The sequence below is a fragment of the Actinomadura nitritigenes genome, from assembly GCF_017573545.1.
In the GTDB taxonomy this organism is placed as follows: Bacteria; Actinomycetota; Actinomycetes; order Streptosporangiales; family Streptosporangiaceae; genus Spirillospora; species Spirillospora nitritigenes.
Genome location: NZ_JAGEOK010000051.1, coordinates 1 through 17,699, shown reverse-complemented (window position 1 = coordinate 17,699; position 17,699 = coordinate 1). Strand labels below are relative to the sequence as shown.

Annotated in this window: 19 protein-coding genes; 6 read left to right on the top strand and 13 right to left on the bottom strand. The window is 72.6% G+C overall.

Annotated features, from left to right (window positions below):
• Position 1 precedes the first annotated feature (1 nt).
• The 3 genes from J4557_RS45130 to J4557_RS45120 all read right to left on the bottom strand — a co-directional run bounded on the left by J4557_RS45130 (position 2) and on the right by J4557_RS45120 (position 1,555).
• Positions 2-577 (bottom strand): DNA-3-methyladenine glycosylase I, encoded by a 576-nt coding sequence (locus tag J4557_RS45130; RefSeq protein ID WP_208273433.1) that lies wholly within the window; start codon positions 575-577, stop codon positions 2-4.
• 79 nt (positions 578-656) lie between these two features.
• Positions 657-1,103, bottom strand: coding sequence for an SRPBCC family protein (locus tag J4557_RS45125; protein ID WP_208273432.1), 447 nt, complete (start codon positions 1,101-1,103; stop codon positions 657-659).
• Positions 1,088-1,555: a hypothetical protein gene (locus J4557_RS45120; RefSeq protein ID WP_208273431.1), complete on the bottom strand. Its 468-nt coding sequence runs from the start codon at positions 1,553-1,555 to the stop codon at positions 1,088-1,090. Before J4557_RS45120 ends, J4557_RS45125 begins: the two co-directional genes overlap by 16 nt.
• Positions 1,556-1,609: 54 nt before the next feature.
• On the opposite strand from J4557_RS45120, the gene J4557_RS45115 reads away from it, so the two are divergent.
• The gene (locus tag J4557_RS45115) at positions 1,610-1,957 is read left to right on the top strand and encodes a hypothetical protein (RefSeq protein ID WP_243777380.1); all 348 of its coding nucleotides are present in this window, start codon (positions 1,610-1,612) and stop codon (positions 1,955-1,957) included.
• A 99-nt stretch (positions 1,958-2,056) separates the two neighbouring features.
• Here the strand turns inward: J4557_RS45115 and J4557_RS45110 are convergent, their stop codons facing one another.
• The 5 genes from J4557_RS45110 to J4557_RS45090 all read right to left on the bottom strand — a co-directional run bounded on the left by J4557_RS45110 (position 2,057) and on the right by J4557_RS45090 (position 7,937).
• Entirely contained in the window at positions 2,057-3,373 is a 1,317-nt protein-coding gene (locus J4557_RS45110; protein WP_208273429.1) for an alkaline phosphatase PhoX, read from the bottom strand.
• Between the two features lie 175 nt (positions 3,374-3,548).
• Positions 3,549-4,139 (bottom strand): TIGR00730 family Rossman fold protein, encoded by a 591-nt coding sequence (locus J4557_RS45105; RefSeq protein WP_208273427.1) that lies wholly within the window; start codon positions 4,137-4,139, stop codon positions 3,549-3,551.
• A gap of 51 nt (positions 4,140-4,190) precedes the next feature.
• A complete protein-coding gene (locus J4557_RS45100; RefSeq protein WP_208273425.1) occupies positions 4,191-5,408 on the bottom strand; it encodes an MFS transporter in 1,218 nt (405 codons plus the stop codon).
• 218 nt (positions 5,409-5,626) lie between these two features.
• A complete protein-coding gene (locus tag J4557_RS45095) occupies positions 5,627-6,631 on the bottom strand; it encodes an NAD-dependent epimerase/dehydratase family protein (protein WP_208273423.1) in 1,005 nt (334 codons plus the stop codon).
• A 73-nt stretch (positions 6,632-6,704) separates the two neighbouring features.
• A complete protein-coding gene (locus J4557_RS45090; RefSeq protein WP_208273422.1) occupies positions 6,705-7,937 on the bottom strand; it encodes a DegT/DnrJ/EryC1/StrS family aminotransferase in 1,233 nt (410 codons plus the stop codon).
• Positions 7,938-8,511: 574 nt separating this feature from the next.
• Between J4557_RS45090 and J4557_RS45085 the strand changes: the two genes are divergently transcribed.
• The gene (locus tag J4557_RS45085) at positions 8,512-9,273 is read left to right on the top strand and encodes an SDR family NAD(P)-dependent oxidoreductase (protein ID WP_208273420.1); all 762 of its coding nucleotides are present in this window, start codon (positions 8,512-8,514) and stop codon (positions 9,271-9,273) included.
• A gap of 49 nt (positions 9,274-9,322) precedes the next feature.
• On the opposite strand, the gene J4557_RS45080 is transcribed toward J4557_RS45085, so the two are convergent.
• The 3 genes from J4557_RS45080 to J4557_RS45070 all read right to left on the bottom strand — a co-directional run bounded on the left by J4557_RS45080 (position 9,323) and on the right by J4557_RS45070 (position 11,929).
• Complete coding sequence (locus J4557_RS45080) at positions 9,323-9,529, bottom strand: hypothetical protein (protein ID WP_208273418.1); 207 nt, start codon at positions 9,527-9,529, stop codon at positions 9,323-9,325.
• 118 nt (positions 9,530-9,647) lie between these two features.
• Complete coding sequence (locus tag J4557_RS45075) at positions 9,648-10,454, bottom strand: TIGR00730 family Rossman fold protein (RefSeq protein ID WP_208273415.1); 807 nt, start codon at positions 10,452-10,454, stop codon at positions 9,648-9,650.
• Between the two features lie 29 nt (positions 10,455-10,483).
• Entirely contained in the window at positions 10,484-11,929 is a 1,446-nt protein-coding gene (locus J4557_RS45070; protein ID WP_208273413.1) for an MFS transporter, read from the bottom strand.
• A 99-nt stretch (positions 11,930-12,028) separates the two neighbouring features.
• On the opposite strand from J4557_RS45070, the gene J4557_RS45065 reads away from it, so the two are divergent.
• Positions 12,029-12,604 carry a TetR/AcrR family transcriptional regulator gene (locus J4557_RS45065; RefSeq protein ID WP_208273411.1) on the top strand — a complete coding sequence of 192 codons (576 nt, stop codon included), beginning with the start codon at positions 12,029-12,031 and terminating at the stop codon, positions 12,602-12,604.
• A 70-nt stretch (positions 12,605-12,674) separates the two neighbouring features.
• On the opposite strand, the gene dapE is transcribed toward J4557_RS45065, so the two are convergent.
• Entirely contained in the window at positions 12,675-13,739 is a 1,065-nt protein-coding gene (gene dapE / locus J4557_RS45060) for a succinyl-diaminopimelate desuccinylase (RefSeq protein WP_208273409.1), read from the bottom strand.
• 40 nt (positions 13,740-13,779) lie between these two features.
• Here dapE and J4557_RS45055 point away from each other — a divergent pair, with 40 nt between their 5' ends.
• Positions 13,780-14,466: a 4'-phosphopantetheinyl transferase family protein gene (locus tag J4557_RS45055; protein WP_208273482.1), complete on the top strand. Its 687-nt coding sequence runs from the start codon at positions 13,780-13,782 to the stop codon at positions 14,464-14,466.
• Between the two features lie 87 nt (positions 14,467-14,553).
• Positions 14,554-15,636, top strand: coding sequence for a hypothetical protein (locus J4557_RS45050; protein WP_208273408.1), 1,083 nt, complete (start codon positions 14,554-14,556; stop codon positions 15,634-15,636).
• A gap of 56 nt (positions 15,637-15,692) precedes the next feature.
• Here J4557_RS45050 and J4557_RS45045 read toward each other — a convergent pair whose 3' ends face one another.
• Positions 15,693-16,529, bottom strand: a complete 837-nt coding sequence (locus tag J4557_RS45045) for a 2,3,4,5-tetrahydropyridine-2,6-dicarboxylate N-succinyltransferase (RefSeq protein ID WP_208273406.1) — start codon at positions 16,527-16,529, stop codon at positions 15,693-15,695.
• Between the two features lie 44 nt (positions 16,530-16,573).
• On the opposite strand from J4557_RS45045, the gene J4557_RS51375 reads away from it, so the two are divergent.
• The gene (locus J4557_RS51375; protein ID WP_307800578.1) at positions 16,574-17,488 is read left to right on the top strand and encodes a hypothetical protein; all 915 of its coding nucleotides are present in this window, start codon (positions 16,574-16,576) and stop codon (positions 17,486-17,488) included.
• Positions 17,489-17,699: the final 211 nt, after the last annotated feature.

Sequence of the window (17,699 nt, the reverse complement as noted above, 5' to 3'; positions counted from 1 at the left end):
GTCACGTGTACGCGCCTCGTCGATGGCACCCGGTCAGGTGGTCGTCGACGAGGCCGCACGCCTGCATCAGGGCGTACGCGGTGGTGGGGCCGACGAACCGGAAGCCGTGCCGCTTCAGCTCCTTGGCGAGGGCCTTCGAGCCGTCGGTGGTGGCGGGGACGTCGGACGTGTCGGCATAGGCGGGGGCGTCGGGGTCGGCGAAGCGCCAGGCCGTGGCGGCGAGGCCGCCGGGCAGGTCGAGCGCGGCGCGCGCGTTCGCGATCGCCGCGTCGATCTTGGCGCGGTTGCGGACGATCGACGCGTCGGCCATCAGCCGCGCGACGTCGTCCGGCCCGAACGCCGCGACCTTCTCGGGATCGAAGCCGCAGAACGCCGCGCGGAACCCCTCCCGCTTGCGCAGGATCGTCAGCCAGGACAGCCCCGACTGGAACGCCTCCAGGCACAGCCGCTCGTAAAGGCCCTGGTCGTCGCGGACGGGACGGCCCCATTCCTCGTCGTGGTAGGCGATGTAGTCGGGGGCCGACAGCCCCCACGGGCAGCGGGCCAGCCCGTCCTCGCCTCGGATAGCGGTGCTCACCGGCCCGTTCTACCTCATGCCTCCGACAGAACGCCCCCCCGGCGGCCCGGTCAGGACGGCCCAAGCAGAGCGGACCGGGTCAGGACGGGCCGGTCGCCAGCGCGGCGAGCCGCCGCAGCCCGAGGCCCATGAACGCCTTCACGACCGGGCCCAGGACCAGCCATCCGGCACGTCCGAGGACGCCGAGCGGCAGGTCGACGCGCTCCGCCCAGACGACGCGGCTGCCCTTCCCGTACGGGAGGACCTCGAACCAGGCCTCCCCGCGCACGACCCGCCCGGTGTGCCGGACGGCGACGAACCGGCCGGCCCGCCAGTCGGTGATGACCATGGTGTCGAGGAAGCCGACGGGGCCGACGCCCGTCCACGCCCTCAGCTCGGCGCCGGCCTCGCGGCCGCCCTCGGCGCGGGTGAACGGCATCCACTCGGCGTGCCTCGGCCAGTCGGTGAGGACCTCGAAGAGCCGCTTCGGCGGTGCGTCGGAGAGCGCCTCGGCGTGGACGGCGACCTCGCTCACGGAAGTTCCCATGGCCCGTCCTTGCCCGATTCCGGGTCGCCGTCCCCCTCGTCCTGCGGCTCGCCGTCCTTGCGCATCCGGATCGGCGGGGCCTCCTGCTCGGGGAAGTGCGGGTCCTGAAGGCCGTGCAGCGCGCCGATCCGCTCCGGCTCGGGCGCCACCGTCGCGCCGCGGCGCAGGTCGTCGACCTGCCGCTCCAGGTCGGCCACGCGGGCGTCGCGCTCGGCGAGGGCCCGCGCGAGGTCGCGGAACGCCTGGTCCGCCACGGGCGCCTGGTAGCCCCAGAACGCGCGGGGCAGCCGGAGCGAGAGGACGGTCCGGGGCGCGACGTACCGGCCGTCGCCGAGCGGCAGCGGCGGATGGTCGGGATGGGTCTCGGTCAGCTCACCGCCCCGGCCCATCGCGAGGACGACGACGGAGCCCAGCACGGCCAGGCCCGCCAGCACGAAGACCACGACCAACATCTCGCTCCGATCTCCTCACGACTCCGCACCCCCGATCGTGCCACGCTTGGGCGCATGGGGTTGCACGAGGAGCGCGCCGGGTCGCGCGAAGGCCTGATCCTGACCGGGCCGGAGCGGGCGCCGGACGGGACCGTGGACGCGGGCACCGCGCCCCCGGCGGCCCGGGTGAGCGAGCTGGTCGGGCGGGCCGGGCCGTCCGGCGCCGTCATGGTGGCGCTGGAGTCGGACGCGGCGGAGCCCGATCCCTGGCTGATGGCCGCCGCGTCCGTCTACGCGTGGCTGGGGGCGAGCGTGTTCCGCGTGCCGCCGTCGCAGGCGGACGGGGTGCGCCAGGTCCTCGACATGGTCGCCTCGATCCGCGGCACCCGCCCCCCGTCGGTCGCCCGCCGCGGCCTCGCCTGACCCGCCTCGTCCTCGCCCAGCCCGCCGGGGTCTCGCCCAGCCCGCCGGGGTCTCGCCCAGCCCGCCCGGCCTCGCCCAGCCCTGCGCGGTGCGGCCGGCTCAGGCGCGGAGCCTGTGCCAGGGGCCGGTGATCGCGAAGGTCACGCCGGGGCCCTCCTGCCGGTTGGCGAAGAGGATCCTGCCGTCCGGGGAGAACGTGACGCCGGTGAACTCGCTGCCGTTGAGGGCGTTGCGCGCCATCGCGAACGGCTTGCCGGCCTTGGTGGTGCCGACCAGGTGCTGGTCGCCGTCGCCGTCCTCGGCCAGCATCACGCCGCCGCCGTACGGGGAGACGGTGATGTTGTCCGGGCCGTCGAACCTGCCGCCCGGCTTGAACACCAGCTGCAGCTCGATCTCGTTGGTGCGCGGGTCGTAGGTCCAGACCTGCCCGGCGTGCTCGGCGGCGCCGCCGTCGGCCTTGTGGGAGTAGGAGCAGACGAAGTACGCCTTGCCGTGGCCCCACCAGGCGCCTTCGAGCTTCTGGCTGCGGGTGATGTCGTCGAGTTGCATGCGGGTCGACTCGGTCTTCGCCGACGGGTCCGGCACGGCCACCCAGCGGCAGTGCAGCCTGGTGCCGGGCTCCTGCACGACCGACAGGTCCGGGACGCCTCGGACGTTCATCGCCTCGAGCCGCCCGCCCTGCAGGTAGGCGTGGTAGTCGCCCCGGTGCGCGCGCGGGCGGAACCGGTAGAACAGGCCGAACGGGCCGTGCGCGTCCTCGGTGAGGTAGGCGGTGAGGGTGTCGGGGTCGACGGCGACGGCCTCGTGGGCGAACCGGCCGAGCCCCGTCAGCGGGACGGGCTCGGTCCGCCTGCCGTGCGGGTCGACCTCGAAGACCCAGCCGTGGCTCTTGGTCTGGCCGCTGAAGCCCTCGGTCTCCTCACAGGTCAGCCAGGTGCCCCAGGGGGTGCGCCCGCCCGCGCAGTTGGTGGACGTCCCGGCGAGGCTGACGTACTGCGACAGCAGGTCGCCGTCCTTGTCGACCTCCAGCGTGGTGGTGCCGCCGTTGGCCGCCGGGTCGTAGGTGAGGGCGGCGGGCGCGACGGCGCGGGTGCCGTTGTTGCTCTGCTCGTGGTTGCGGACGAGCCGGGTCCGTCCGGGCCTGCTGCCCGGGAAGGTGGCCGTGCCGTCGTGGTGGCCGGGGACGACGACGCCGTCGGAGATCGGGTCGCCCTCCGTCGACAGGGTCTTGTAGGAGAAGCCCTTGGGCAGGTCGAGGACGCCCTTCGGGTCGGGGATCAGGGGGCCGTAGCCGTAGGCCTCTCCGGTATCGGCGCCCGCGGAGGTCTGGAAGACGGAGTCGAGGCTTCCGGCCAGGGCGATGGACAGCGCGCCGGCGGCGCCGCCCTTCATGACACCGCGACGGGTCACGGACATGGTGCGGTCTCCTTCAACGTGAGGGGATCACGCAGGAGCGTCGCGGCCGGCGCTGAACCGGGGGTGAACGATCATGTACCGGATGGCAAACCCCCAGGACAATTTGGTCTTTTCCGGCGCCCGCCGGGCCGGAGGGCGTCCCCCACACGGCCGTGGGGGACGCGCGGGCGGGCGGTCAGAGCTCGGCCTCGGCGTAGTCCTCGAAGCTCATCCCGATCTTCGGCTGGGAGCGTTCCAGCAGGTCGAACGCCTCGGACACGGAGGACGTCCAGCCGATCGCGTCCCAGATCCTCGGCCGGGCGAACCCCTGCTCGGTGAGGCCCTTCATCAGCTCGCGGAGCGGCTCGTACACGCCGGTCGGGTCGAGGATCACCAAGGCCTTGTCGTGCATGCCGAGCGTCCGGGCGGTCCAGATCTCGAACAGCTCCTCCAGGGTGCCGATGCCGCCGGGCAGCACCAGGAAGGCGTCGCTGCGCCGGTCCATCTCGCCCTTGCGGGTCCGCATGTCGGTCGTGACGATCAGCTCGTCGCTGTCGTCGTCGGAGAGCTCGACGCTGACCAGCCCCTCGGGGATCACCCCGACGGTGCGGGCGCCGCCGGCCCGGGCGGCGCGGGCGACGGCGCCCATGCAGGACACCCGGCCGCCGCCGCTCACCAGGCTGTGCCCGCGCCGGGCCAGCTCGTCCCCGACCTCGGCGGCGAGGTCGACGTACCGCCGATCGATCTTGGCGCTGGAGGAACAGAACACGCAGACGGCCAGGGGCATGGCGCACGCCTTTCGGTCGGGGACGAGGCGCTGCCCACTCTACGGAGCCGGCTACTCGGCGAGCTCGTCGCGCAGGCGCGGCGCGAGGGCGACCACGATGATCATCAGGACGAGGAAGACCGCCATCACCGCGTGCAGCCCGGCGGCGTGGTTGAGCGCGCCGATGATCGGCGGCCCGGCCAGGAACCCGACGTAGCCGATGGTGGACGCGGCGGCGATCGCGGGCCCGGGCGCCTCGGGCGTCCGCCGCGCCAGATGGCTGTAGGTGACCGGGACGACGGCGGCGAGCCCGAGCCCGATCAGCGCGTACCCGGCCAGGCTCGTCCAGGTGAACGGGAGGGCGAGCGCGATGACGGCGCCGGACGCGGCGAGGGCCGCGCAGCCGAACAGGTACCGGTGCGAGCCGGTGCCGGCGCGGATCCGGTCGGCGACGAGCCGCCCGGTCACCATCCCGGCCGAGAACACCGCGAACCCGGCGGCGGCGAGCCAGGTCGGCGCTCCGGCGACGTCGCGCAGGTAGATCGACCCCCAGTCGTTCAACGTGCCCTCCCCCATCAGGGCGCAGAAGGCGACGAGGCCGGGCGTCCACACGCCGCGCCCGGGGCGGACGAGCCCCAGCCCGGGTCTGCCCGCCCCCGGCGGGTCGGGGGGTAGGAACGCGGTCGCGACGGTGCAGAGGGTGGTCAGCAGCACGGCGACCAGCAGGAAGTGCGTCTCCGGGTTCAGCCCGGAGTGCACGGCCAGCCCGCCGGCCGCCGCGCCGGTGACGCCGCCGAGGCTGAACCTGGCGTGGAACCCGCCCATGAGGGGCCGGGCGCTGAGCCGCTCGGCCAGCGCGCCCTGGGTGTTCATGGCGACGTCCACGCAGCTGTTGGTGATGGCGAAGAAGGTGAGCGCGCCGGTCAGGCACAGCAGCTGCGGCGCCAGCCCGACGAGCGGGAGCGCGCCGAGGTAGATGCCGGCCCCGGCCAGGATGCGCCGGCTGCCGATCCGGGCGACCAGCAGGCCGGCCAGCGGCAGCCCGGCTAAGGCCCCGGCGGCGAGCCCGGTGAGCGCCACCGACAGGCCACCGGGGGTGAGGTCCAGCGCGTCCCGGACGTCGGGCACGCGCGAGGCCCAGGTGGCGAAGGCGGCTCCGTTGGCGAAGAAGATCGCGCCGACACCGGCGCGGGCGGCGCGGTCGCGGGCGGCGGGCCGCGGGACCGGGGGGCCGGCTCCCGCGTCGTCGGTGCCCGCGCGGGGCCCGCCTCGTGTCCTGCTTCTGGGCATGCTCGACTCCCCTGGGGTGTGGGTGCGGTGCTCCGCCCGCGGCGCCGCCGGGCGCGGCGGCGCGCGGGCTCGAACCGAGGGCCCGCGCGATCGGCGGTCCGGCTGGGGCCGGGCACGCTCGCGCGGGCCATCGGGAGCGAATTTCTTGGAACGTTCCTACGCTGGTCCGGCCGGCTCCGGGCCGACCGGCTCCGGCGCGGACGCCTGCGGGGCGGCGCTCACGCCTGGGCGGCGGGCTCCCGGCTGAAGGCCACCGTCACGCTGGGCAGCTCCGGGAACGGGCCGAGGTGCTCGGCGAGGGACTTCAGCCCCGCCGCGAGCGTGATCTTCGGCTCGTACCCGATGCCGCGCAGCTTGGAGATGTCGGCCACCAGCCGGAAGCTGTCGGCCAGCTCCGACTCGTCCGGCTTCAGCCGGGACGGCTTGCCGGTGGCGACCGCGACGGCGTCGGCGAGGGCCCGCATGGAGACCTCGCGTCCGCTGCCCATGTTGTAGACCTCGCCCGGCACCCCGTTCTCGGCGATGGTGATCAGCGCCGAGGCGACGTCCGAGACGTGCACGAAGTCGCGGGTCTTGCGGTCGATGTCGCCGACGACGGGGATCGGCAGTTCGTTCAGCTGCCAGCGCAGGAACTGCGACACCTCCCCGCCGGCGGTGCGCGGGTCCTCGCCGGGTCCGTACACGACGAACGACCGGGCGATCATCACCTGGAGGCCGAGGGCGTCGTGCAGGCTGCGCAGCGTCAGCTCGCCGGACAGCTTGGACGCACCGTACGGCAGGAACGGCGCGATCGGATGGTCCTCGGTCATCGGGAACGTCTGCGGCGTGCCGTAGACGATCGCCGAGGACATGTACACCAGCCGGCGGACCTGGTTCTCCACGCAGGCGTTGCCGACGTTGCAGGTGCCGAGGCCGTTGATCTGGAAGTCGAACCTCGGGTTCTGGACGGACAGGGTGCCGCTGGCGTTGCCCGCCAGGTGGTAGACGATGTCGACGCCGCGCAGCGCGAGCAGCGTCTCGCCGTAGTCGCGCAGGTCCGCACGCCGGTGCTGGACGCCCGGGAGGGCGCCCAGCTCCGGTGAGGGCTGGGCCAGGTCGACGACGATGACCTCGTTGCCGTCGTCGACCAGCCGTGCGACGAGATTGCTCCCGACGAAGCCGGAACCGCCGGTGACGGCCACGACCTTCCTCTGGGGGCGGGTACCGTTCGTTGTCTTGCCCATGGTGAGGCTCCAGACGTCATGTGCACCCTGCGGGGCGCACGAGGGGGTTGGTCTGCGGACGCGCGGGGCCGGGTCAGCGGCCCCCGCCGAGTTCGGCGACGCCGCGGCGCACCGCGGCGATCATGTGCTCCACCTGCGCGTCGGTGAGGTGGTCGTAGATGGGCAGCTGGATCTGGTGCTCGAAGTAGGTCTTCTCGGCGACCGGGCACTCCCCGTAGCGATGTCCGAGCGCCCGGAACTCCGGGAGCAGGTGGATCGGGAAGTACCGGATGACGATCTCGATCCCCTCCTTTTCCTGCAGATGGCGGATGAAGTCGTCCTTCGGGGCGCCGACGACCTCGGGGTCGTAGAAGCACGTGTAGAGGTGGTAGACGTGGTGGGCGTAGGGCTTCTCGGACTGGACGCCGATGCCCTGGATGCCGTTGAGCCCGTCGTCGAGCCGGTGCGCGATCTCCCGGCGGCGCTCGTTGAGCCGGTCGAGCTTGCCGAGCTGGACGACGCCGAGCGCGGCGGACAGCTCGCTCATCCGGAAGTTGTTGCCGACGAGGTAGCGGCCCCCCGCGTAGTCGTGGGTGTACGACCTGAGCACGTGCGCGTCCTTGTAGTAGGCAGGCTGCGCGTGCGGGCCGATGCGCTGGTCGTCGCGCTCGACCATCTCGCCGTAGTTGTGGATGGTGCCGAGCGCGCGCGCCATCTCGGCGTAGCGGTCGTGGCGGGTGACGAACGCGCCGCCCTCGCCGGTGGTCATGTTCTTCAGCGAGTGGAAGCTGAAGCAGCCGATGTCACCGATGGTCCCGAGGGCGCGGCCCTTGTAGGTGGCGCCGGCGGCGTGCGCGCAGTCCTCCACGACGGTGAGGCCGTGCCGCTGGGCGATCTCCATGACCGGGTCCATGTCGACGGCCTGGCCGCCGAAGTGCACGATCCAGATGGACTTGGTCTTCTCGGTGACGAGCGGCTCGATCGTCGTCGGGTCGATGTTGAGCGTGTCGGGGTCGATGTCGGCGAACTTGACGACGACGCCGCGCGCCTGCAGCGGCCAGGTCGTCACCCAGAACGTCTGCGGGGTGGTGATGACCTCGTCGCCCGGCTGCAGTTCGAGCACCTGGGCGGCGAGGAACAGGGCGGTCGTGCACGAGCTCGTCGCCTGGGCGTGCGGTGAGCCGAGCCGCTCGGCGAGCAGCCGCTCGAACTCCTTGCCGCGCGGCCCCATGGCCAGCGTGTCCTGCCGCAGCGCCTCGCCGACGGCCTTGATCTCCTCGTCGCCCAGCCGGTTCGAGATGCCGCTGTAAGGCACCACGTAGGTCATGGCACTTCTCCCTTGGTCCGTGATCGACATTCCTGTGTGCTCGTCATTGGTCTGACCGGCGCGCGGCCTCCCATGCGGGACCGCGCACGGTCCGCGCCAATGCGTCGCCGGAGCCCGGCGACCCGCGGAACACGGCGGCATCGACCGGCGAAGGTAAATCTCGTTTGAAGGTATGACGGGGCGCGGCCTACCGGGAAAGCTCATCGGTGCGGCCCGTGCTCCGATGTTAATTGAACTCAGATCCCGAGCGGTATCGACGTCAGGGAAGAAGATGGTAACCCGCCGACGGCGGGCACCGCCAAAACAGTGCGTTAGGTAAAGCCTTGATATCGAATTCGACGGTCCAAGGGAAATATCACCCGATGTCGCGCGGGATCGGAGCAAGAGGGAAAAGGCCGGGCGAGCCGCGCGCGGCATGGCCGCACCGCGCGCGGGTACGGTGACGGCGACGGCGGTGCGCACCGGCGCCCGCCTCGGCGCGCGCCGGACCGTCGCGCGGCCGTCCGGGCCGCGTCCGTGCCGGTCAGAGCCGTGATCACGACAACATGTGGATGGTGGCGAGGTGGCGGGACGGATGCGGGAGGCACCCTCCGCCGGCCGGCGGACGGCCCTGGTGACCGGCGCGTCACGCGGACTCGGCGGCGCGATCTCGGCGGCGCTGGCCCGCGACGGCGCCCACGTCGCGATCAATTACCGGCGCGACCGCACCGCCGCCGAGACACTGCGCGCGCAAATAACCGAGGCCGGTGGACGTGCCGAACTGTTCCGTGCCGACATCACCGACGAGACCGCGGTGGAGGAATTGTACGACCGCATCGTGGCCGAGTTCGGAAGTCTCGACATTCTGGTGCTGAACGCCACCGGACCGCAGCCGGACCTGCCCGTCGAGGAACTGCGCTGGCGCGATGTCCTCGATCAACTCGAATTCTTCGTCAAGAGCCCGCTGCTGCTCGTCCGCAGGGCCGTGCCGGGCATGCGGGAACGCGGGTTCGGCCGCATCGTGCAGATCGGGTCCGACGTCGTCGCGCTCGGCCCGGCCCGCTCCAGCGCCTACGTCGCCGCGAAGTCCGCCCAGCTCGGCCTCACCCGCAGCTGGGCCCGCGAGCTCGGCCCGCACGGGATCACCGTCAACACCGTCGCGCCCGGCTGGATCCCGACCGACCGGCACGACGGCATCGGTCCGGACGCCCGCGACGCGTACGCCGCGAGCGTCCCGCTCGGCCACTTCGGCGCGCCCTCCGACATCGGCGAGGCCGTCGCGTTCCTCGCCTCCGACCGCGCCGCGTTCATCACCGGCCAGACCCTCACCGTCAACGGCGGGATGGTCTTCGTCTAGCGGTCCGCCGCTCGGGCCTCCGTCCCGCGGTCCGCGCCGGGCGGGGTGGTCAGGCGGGCCTCGGCGCACTTGCGGAAGGCGGCCACCAGGCCCGAGCGGTCGCCCGCGCGGGTCGCCAGCACGACATGGCTCGGATCGACCCCTCCAGGGGGATCAGGACGAGGTCGGGGCGCAGCCTGCGGCCGCCGATGCCCGCCACGATCGCGACGGCCTCGCCGGCGGCGACGAACTCGAACCTGTCCTCCAGGTCGTCCATGACGGGGCCGTCGGGCGCCGGGCGGCCGCCGGGCCGCGGTTCGAGCCGCCAGAAGGCGCTCCACTCCGGCCGGTTCCTCGCCGTGGCGCGGCGGGGAACCGGGCGCGGAGTGCGCGCGTCAGGTGCCGTCGATGCCCGTCTCGCCGGCGGCCTGGACGGCGGCCTCCTCCTGGAGGCGCCGCTCGGCCTCGACGTGCGCGTCCACGATCGTCTTGACGACCTCGTCCGGGTCGTCGGTGAGGTGGATCAGGTCCAGGTCCTCGGGGGAGATCTTGCCGGACGGCAGCATCGTGCTGCGCACCCAGTCGATCAGGCCGCCCCAGAACTCCGTGCCGACCAGCACGATCGGGAACCGGGTGATCTTCTTGGTCTGGACGAGGGTGATCGCCTCGAACAGCTCGTCCAGGGTGCCGAAGCCGCCGGGCAGCACCACGAACGCCTGCGAGTACTTGACGAACATCGTCTTGCGGACGAAGAAGTAGCGGAACTCGAGCCCGATGTCGATGTGGTCGTTCAGCTTCTGCTCGAACGGCAGCTCGATGCCGAGGCCGACCGACAGGCCCCCGTTCTCGTCGCAGCCCCTGTTGGCCGCCTCCATGATCCCCGGACCGCCGCCGGTGATCACCGCGTAGCCGGCGTCGTTCAGCCGGGCGCCGATGTCCACGGCCATCTCGTACTCGTCCGACCCCGGCTTGGTGCGGGCGCTGCCGAAGACGCTGACCGCCTTCGGCAGCTCCGCGAGCAGCCCGAAGCCCTCGACGAACTCCGCCTGGATCCGCAGCACCCGCCACGGGTCGGCGTGCACCCAGTCGACCGGGCCGCGGCTGTCCAGCAGCCGCTGGTCGGTGGTGGTCTGCGGGACTGCGCGTCCGCGCAGCGTGGCCGGCCCCTGCCGGCGCGTCCGGGGGTTCGCTTCGCGTGTCATGGACCCACGGTAGTGCGGTGCGTCGACCGTCAGCCGCCGATTTCGGATCGGCTCGGTGGCGGCACGGTGACGGGCGGTGTGTCGGCGGCCTCCGCCGGACGGCCCGGGACGAGCAGCAGCGCGGCCAGCGCCCCGGCCAGCGCGATCCCGGCGGAGGCCAGCATGCCCGCCTGGAATCCGTCGGTGAGCGCGCCCGCCGGGACCCGCGCGGAGGAGTGCTCGGTGGCGGCCGTCGACACCGCCACCACCACGGCCAGCCCGAGCGCGCCGCCGACCTGCTGCGTCGTGTTGATCAACCCGGACGCGAGCCCGGACTCCCCCGCCGAGGCGCCCGCGGTGGCGGCGATGGTGACGGACACGAACACCAGCCCGCCGCCGAGGCCCATCACGATCGCCGGGCCGAGGACGTCCGCCGCGTAGTGGCCGGTGGCGGACATCCCGGCGAACCACGCCAGTCCGGCGGCGACGGCCGCGAGCCCGGCGGCCAGCGGCCCGCGGGCGCCGAACCGGGTGATCAGCCGGGACCCGGCGCCGGCGCCGAACGCCATGGTGACCGCGACGGGCAGCTGCCCGAGCCCCGCCCGGATCGGCCCGTAGCCCTTCACCTGCTGGAGGTAGAGCGTCATCACGTAGAACATCGGGAAGATCGCCATCGTGGCGAGGACGGCCGCGAGGTTGCCGCCGCGCAGGGACCGCTGCCGGAAGATCCCGAGCGGGACGAGCGGGTGCCGCACCCGCGCCTCGACCGCGGCGAACGCCGCGAGCAGCACGGCGGCGCCGGCGCCCCGCAGATAGGTCGCCGTGGAGTCCCAGCCGGCGTTGTTCGCGTCGACGAGCGTGTAGACCAGCAGCGCGAGTCCGCCGGTGACCGCGGCGGCGCCGAGCAGGTCGAACCCCCGCACCTCCTGGTCGCGGGCCTCGGGCAGCAGGACGGGCGCCAGCGCGATCGCGGCGGCGCCGATCGGCACGTTGACGAACAGCACCGACTCCCAGCCGAGCCAGTCGGTGAGCAGCCCGCCGAGGATCGCCCCGGCGGCGCCGCCGGCGCCCGCGACCGCGCCGAACAGGCCGAGCGCCCGGTTGCGCTCCGGGCCGTCGGTGAACAGCGTCATGATCAGCGAGAGCGCGGCGGGGGCGACCAGCGCCGCGCCGAGGCCCTGCACCGCCCGCGCGCCGACGAGGGCGCCCGCCGTGGGGGCGAGCCCGCCCGCCAGCGAGGCGGCGGTGAACAGCGCGAGCCCGGCGACGAACATCCGGCGCCGTCCGGCGAGGTCGGCGACCCGCCCGCCGAACAGCAGGAACCCGCCGAAGGTCAGCGTGTAGGCGTTGCCGACCCAGGACAGGTCGGCCTGGTCGAAGTGCAGGTCGCGGCCGATCGACGGCAGCGCGACGTTGACGATCGAGGCGTCCAGCACCAGGACGAACTGGACGGTGACGAGCAGGGCGAGGGCGAGCCCCCGCTGCCGGGCGGCCATGCGCGGCTCCTAGATGGAAGTCGAATTCCGGTTCCGCTTGCAGCCTCGGACGATACGGAAGCTCAATTCCGTTTGTCAATCCGTGGTTGACTGGAGGGGATGACCACCGCCCCGTCAAGTTCCCGGCCGCTCCGGGCCGACGCGCGCCGCAACCGGCGCCGCGTCCTGGACGCCGCGCGCGCCGCCTTCGAGGAGAGCGGCAACGAGGCCCAGATGGAGGACATCGCGAAGCGGGCCGGCGTCGGCGTCGGGACGATCTACCGCCACTTCCCAACGAAGCAGGCGCTCATCGACGAGCTGACCGCCGAGTGGATGGCCGACGGCGCCGCGAAGGCCGCCGACGCCCTGGCCGAGCCCGACCCCTGGGACGGGGTCGCCCTGTTCGTCCGGCGCAGCGCGGACATCATGGTCCGCAACCGCGGCCTACGCGAGGTCTTCGGCGATGTGGGGCAGCTCTTCGAAGAGGACTCGCCCGTCCAGAACAACGACCTGCAGGTCAGGGTGGCCGCGCTGCTCGCCCGCGCGCACACGGCCGGCGTCCTGCGCCCGGACGTCGGCGTCAATGAGTTCCGCGCCCTGATGTGCGGCCTCGCCATGGCCATCACCAACACCCCGCCCGGCGCCCACCAGCTCTACGCCGACGTCATCCTCAAGGGCCTGCGAGCCCCGTCCTGACCGTGGCAGGACTGCGCCTTCCAAGCAGGAATCCCGGCCTGTCGGCCGTAACGCGGCTCCTAGGCGGCCCTCAACACAGCCAGGCGCGCATCCGCCGTTCGCAGTCGGCGATCAGCGGCATCTCGACGTACTCGTCCTTGGTGTGGGCGAGGGTCGGCTCACCGGGGCCGTAGTTGACCGCCGGGACGCCGAGCTCGGAGAAACGCGCCACGTCCGTCCAGCCGAGCTTGGCCCGGACCTCGGTACCGCCGGACGCGACGGACGACACGAACGCGGCGGCAGCCGGGTGGGTGAGGCCGGGCCGGGCGGCGGACGCGGCGTCGGTCACCTTCACGTCGTAGCCGTCGAACACCTCGCGCACGTACGCCTCCGCCTCGGCGAGGGACTTGTCGGGCGCGAACCGGTAGTTGACGGTGACGACACATTCGTCCGGGATGACGTTCCCGGCGACGCCGCCCTGGATGAACACCGCGTTGAGCCCTTCGTGGTACTCCAGGCCGTCCACGACGGGACGGGCGGGCTCGTACGCGCGCAGGACGTCGAGGATCCGCCCGGCCGTGTGGATGGCGTTGGACCCCATCCAGGCGCGCGCGCTGTGCGCCCTCTCCCCCTTCGCCGTGACCTCGACGCGCAGGGTGCCCTGGCATCCGCCCTCGATGTGCGCGCCGGTCGGCTCCATCAGGACGGCGAAGTCGCCCGCGAGCAGTTCGGGGCGGGCCGCCGCGAGCCGCCGCAGCCCGTTGCGCTCCGCCTCGATCTCCTCGCACTCGTAGAACACGAAGGTGATGTCGCGGGTGGGCTCGGTGACGGTCGCGGCCAGGCGCAGCGCGACCGCGACGCCGCTCTTCATGTCGGTCGTCCCGCAGCCGTACAGGCGGTCGCCCTCCATGCGCGACGGCAGGTTGCCGTTCAGCGGCACGGTGTCGAGGTGCCCCGCCAGGACGACCCGTTCGGCGCGCCCCAGGTCCGTGCGGGCGATCACGTTGTTCCCGTCGCGCTCCACCGCGAGATGCGGGAGCGCGCGCAGCGCCTCCTCGACGGCGTCCGCCAACGGCCCTTCCGCACCGCTCACCGACTCGATGTCGACGATCGCCGCCGTCAGGTCCGCCACGTCCGAGAACAGATCAAGCCGCATGGACAGCAAGCGTACGCGGCTTATGATCGCGGGCGTGGAGATGCCTGTGCTCGAGTGCGCCGTCCACTGGGCGGTCCCCGCGGACGAAGCGCATATGCGCGACCTTCTGGACGACGGTGAGCGCGAACGCTACGAGCGGTTCATGCGCGCCGAGGACAAGGCCAGGTTCGTCACCGGACGGTTCCTGGCCCGCACAGTCCTGTCGGAGGCGACCGGGCTGGCGCCGCGCGACATCCGCTTCACCACCGACTGCCCGCACTGCGGCGGCGCCCACGGCAAGCCGCGCCTCCCCGGCTCCGGCCTGGACTTCTCGCTGTCGCACTCGGCGGAGCGGGTCGTCCTCGTCCTGTCCGACGGCCCGGAGGTCGGCGTCGACGTGGAGCAGGAGAGCGACCGGGACGTCGACCGGCTCGGCGAGATGGTCCTCAGCGCCCCCGAACGGGACGTCCTCATGGCGCTCCCCCCGGACCAGCGCAGACGCGGCTTCCACGCCTACTGGTGCCGCAAGGAGGCGCTGCTCAAGGCCACCGGCCACGGCCTGGCGGCGCCCATGACGGCCATCCACGTCTCCGCCCCCGGCGAACCCGCCGAGGTGCTGTCCTGGGACGACGACAAGGCGGTCTCCCCCGTCCGCCTCGCCGACCTCACCCCCGGCCCCGGCTACGCCGCGTCCCTCGCCGTCCTCACCGCCCGCCCCCTCAAGATCACCGAAACCCCGGTCGCCTGACCGGCGACGTTCCGGTCCCCACGGACAAGGGCCTGGCCACGGGAGCGTAGGTAGGATCGCCTGAATTCTGGGGATGGCGGTGGGGCATTGTTCAAGATCTTCCGGCGGCGGCGCGACGACGAGCTGGCACCGATCGACGCCGAGATCACGGCTTTCGGCGAGGCGCTCGCGCGGCACACCCTCGTGCCCGAGCGGCACGCCGCCGACGCGGACCTCCTCGCGGACTACGCCCGTGCCCTGGACGCGTACGAGCAGGCCAAGCGGGCCTTCGTCGGAGACCGCGACCGCGAGGACGCGGCGGACGTCATGCAGGCCCTGGACGAGGGCCGCCACGCCCTCGCCTGCGTCGACGCCCGCATGGCGGGCCGTCCCGTCCCGCCCCGCCGCCCCCTGTGCTTCTTCGATCCCCGCCACGGCGCGTCCGCCGACCGTGTCAGCTGGACCCCGGAGGGAGGCGCCGCCCGCATCGTCGACGTGTGCGCCGCCGACGCGGTGAGGCTCGCGGACGGCATGCCGCCGATCATGACGAGCCGCCACCCGTCCCCGTCCCAGAGGCCGCCCGCGCGCCCCTCCGCGCCTCGCGCCCCCCAGCGGCCGCACAGGGGGCCGGGCCCGTTCAAGACATGCCCACTGGGCGTCCGGAAGACGCAGCAGGCCCAGGGAACGGGCGACCGAGAGATCCAACTCCCCCACCGCGAACCACGCGCGCCCTTGGTGCTCGTCGTCCGGCTCCACAGCGGTCCCCGGAACACCGTCGAGCTGATGGAAGCCGGGAAGGCGCGCGTGTTGCTCAAGAGCAAGCAGCGGAGCCGCGTCGTGGAACCCCTTCCCGTGTCCGGGGACAGGCACGTGCACGTCCGCATCGAATCGCGGGGCGCGTGGACGGCGTGGCTCCAGCCTCTCGACACCGTCCCGACCGTCCACGACCACATCGCCTCGCGCGGCTCCTTCGTCTTCCACTACTCGGGAGGCCCGGCGATCGTCCACATGAGCCACGCCGATCGAGGCGGCTACTCCCTCACCGCACTCACCCCGGACTTCGAGAGAGGACCGCAGGTCCTGTCCGGCAAGGACGAGTCCTACGCCGACGGCCATCTGCCGGGCCCGGCCTTCCTCCATGTGGAGGCCCAAGGCACCTGGAAGATCAGGATCTACCCGAACCCGGCCTGATGCCGGCCACCGGGGCTACCGAAGGGGCGGCTGCGCCGCAGAGCATCGCACCTCTGTCAGGTGTTGATGCCGTGGTCGCGCAGGATGTCGTTCAGGGACGCCTTGTCGTGCCGCTGCCCCGGGTCGAGGCGCTTCAGGATCAGCACCGCCGGAAGACCGAACGTCCCGCCCTTGAACTCCTTGTAGCGGGTGCCGCCGACCGCGACGCACCAGTCCGGGATGCGGCCCCGGCTGATCTCCTCGCCCGTCTCCGCGTCGATGACCGGCATGGACGCCGACAGGTTCGTCCCGGAGCCGACCACGGCCCCCTTCCCGACCCGCGCGCCCTCCACGATCATCGAGCGGCTGCCGATCATGGCCTCGTCCTCCACCACGACGGGCTTGGCGTTCGGCGGCTCCAGCACGCCGCCGATCCCGACGCCGCCCGAAAGGTGGACGTTCTTACCGATCTGCGCGCATGACCCGACGGTCGCCCACGTGTCGACCATCGTCCCGGAGTCGACGTAGGCGCCGAAGTTGGTGAACGACGGCATCAGCACCACGCCCGGGGCCAGGTAGGCGCCCCACCGGGCGATCGCGCCGGGCACGACCCGCACGCCGTCGAACCGGCTCTTCAGCGGGATGCGGTCGTGGTACTGGAAGTCGCCGACCTGCGAACGCACCATTCCGAGGACCTTGAAGCTCAGCAGGATCGAGCGCTTCGCGCGCTCGTCCACGACCACCTCGTCCGTGGCGGGGTCGATCCAGGCGACGCGCGCCTCCCCCGCGTCGAGCTGGTCCACGGCGGCCACGATCGCCGCGCGCGCGTCGGCGTCGTCCGGGCCGAGCTCGGCGCGCCGCTCCCACAGCTGGTCGATGACCTGGGAAATCGGGCTGGTGAACGTTTCCGTCATGGTCCTTGAGCTTACTGGCCGCCGGTTCCCGGTACTTTCTTCGCGTGGCTGTTTGGTCGAGGTTGAGGACGCGCCCCGAACAGGGTCCGGGCGGCGGTGGGCACCACCGGCGGCGCTGGCCGTTCGTCGTGGCCGCGCTCGTCCTCGTGCTGGGCGTGGGCGGCTACATCGCGTTCGACCGCGCGCGCCCCTACCTGCACGGGTCGGGCTGCGAGGTCGCCGTGGGCGAGTCCAAGATGCCGCTGGACCTCGACCAGGCCGCGAACGCCTCGACGATCTCGGCCGTGGCGTTCCGCAAGCAGCTCCCCGAACGCGCCGCGGTGATCGCGTACGCGACGGCGATCCAGGAGTCGCACATCCGCAACCTCCCCAGCGGCGACCGCGACTCCGTCGGGATGTTCCAGCAGCGCCCCTCCCAGGGCTGGGGCACCCCCGCCAAGCTGCGCGACCCCGTCCAGTCCACGAGCAAGTTCTTCGACGCCCTGGTGAAGGTCAAGGACTACCTTGACCGCGACGTGCACGACGCCGCCCAGCGCGTCCAGCACAGCGCCGACGGGAGCGCCTACGCCCAGCACGAACCGGACGGCAAGCTCCTGGCGCAGGTCTTCACCGGCCGCCAGGCCGCCGGGGCCCGCTGCTGGTACCCGCCGGACAAGCAGACCAAGTCCCGCCGCCCGGACGCGATCCGCGAGATGCGCCGCGCGTTCGGCCCCCGCCTCCAGGTGGACGGCCCGGGCCCCCTCACCGCCGGCGCCCCGTCCCGTCCGGACTCCTGGAACGGCGTCAAGGTCACCAACGCCCGCGCCGGCTGGGCCGTCGCCGCCTGGGCCGTCACCCACGCCCAGGTGTACGGCCTCAAGGAGGTCCGCTACGCGGGCCGCCACTGGCAGTCCGACGCCGGCCACGACGGCTGGACCGCGGACAAGAACGCCCCAGGCGACCACGTCATCATTCACTGATCCTTTTCAGGGCCAATTCCGGCCAAAATAGGACGGAACCGAACAGGCATGTGACCACTTCGCCTGTTCAGCCCGATATGTCCCGCCGACCATAGTTATCCACAGGTGACTTTCCTGATGGACAGGCGGATTGGCCGGTCTCTACGCTTCGTCTTGCTCGTTGTCACGGGGTGTGTCGTCGTATCGGGCGGTGGGGGATTGCCGCCGGTAC

Coding starts and splice junctions, on each gene's coding strand:
- J4557_RS45125 (WP_208273432.1), bottom strand. CDS start 1,103: ATGGGAACTTCCGTGAGCGAGGTCGCCGTCCACGCCGAGGCGCTCTCC.
- J4557_RS45120 (WP_208273431.1), bottom strand. CDS start 1,555: ATGTTGGTCGTGGTCTTCGTGCTGGCGGGCCTGGCCGTGCTGGGCTCC.
- J4557_RS45115 (WP_243777380.1), top strand. CDS start 1,610: ATGGGGTTGCACGAGGAGCGCGCCGGGTCGCGCGAAGGCCTGATCCTG.
- J4557_RS45110 (WP_208273429.1), bottom strand. CDS start 3,373: ATGTCCGTGACCCGTCGCGGTGTCATGAAGGGCGGCGCCGCCGGCGCG.
- J4557_RS45105 (WP_208273427.1), bottom strand. CDS start 4,139: ATGCCCCTGGCCGTCTGCGTGTTCTGTTCCTCCAGCGCCAAGATCGAT.
- J4557_RS45100 (WP_208273425.1), bottom strand. CDS start 5,408: ATGCCCAGAAGCAGGACACGAGGCGGGCCCCGCGCGGGCACCGACGAC.
- J4557_RS45095 (WP_208273423.1), bottom strand. CDS start 6,631: ATGGGCAAGACAACGAACGGTACCCGCCCCCAGAGGAAGGTCGTGGCC.
- J4557_RS45090 (WP_208273422.1), bottom strand. CDS start 7,937: ATGACCTACGTGGTGCCTTACAGCGGCATCTCGAACCGGCTGGGCGAC.
- J4557_RS45085 (WP_208273420.1), top strand. CDS start 8,512: ATGCGGGAGGCACCCTCCGCCGGCCGGCGGACGGCCCTGGTGACCGGC.
- J4557_RS45080 (WP_208273418.1), bottom strand. CDS start 9,529: ATGGACGACCTGGAGGACAGGTTCGAGTTCGTCGCCGCCGGCGAGGCC.
- J4557_RS45075 (WP_208273415.1), bottom strand. CDS start 10,454: ATGACACGCGAAGCGAACCCCCGGACGCGCCGGCAGGGGCCGGCCACG.
- J4557_RS45070 (WP_208273413.1), bottom strand. CDS start 11,929: ATGGCCGCCCGGCAGCGGGGGCTCGCCCTCGCCCTGCTCGTCACCGTC.
- J4557_RS45065 (WP_208273411.1), top strand. CDS start 12,029: ATGACCACCGCCCCGTCAAGTTCCCGGCCGCTCCGGGCCGACGCGCGC.
- dapE (WP_208273409.1), bottom strand. CDS start 13,739: ATGCGGCTTGATCTGTTCTCGGACGTGGCGGACCTGACGGCGGCGATC.
- J4557_RS45055 (WP_208273482.1), top strand. CDS start 13,780: ATGCCTGTGCTCGAGTGCGCCGTCCACTGGGCGGTCCCCGCGGACGAA.
- J4557_RS45045 (WP_208273406.1), bottom strand. CDS start 16,529: ATGACGGAAACGTTCACCAGCCCGATTTCCCAGGTCATCGACCAGCTG.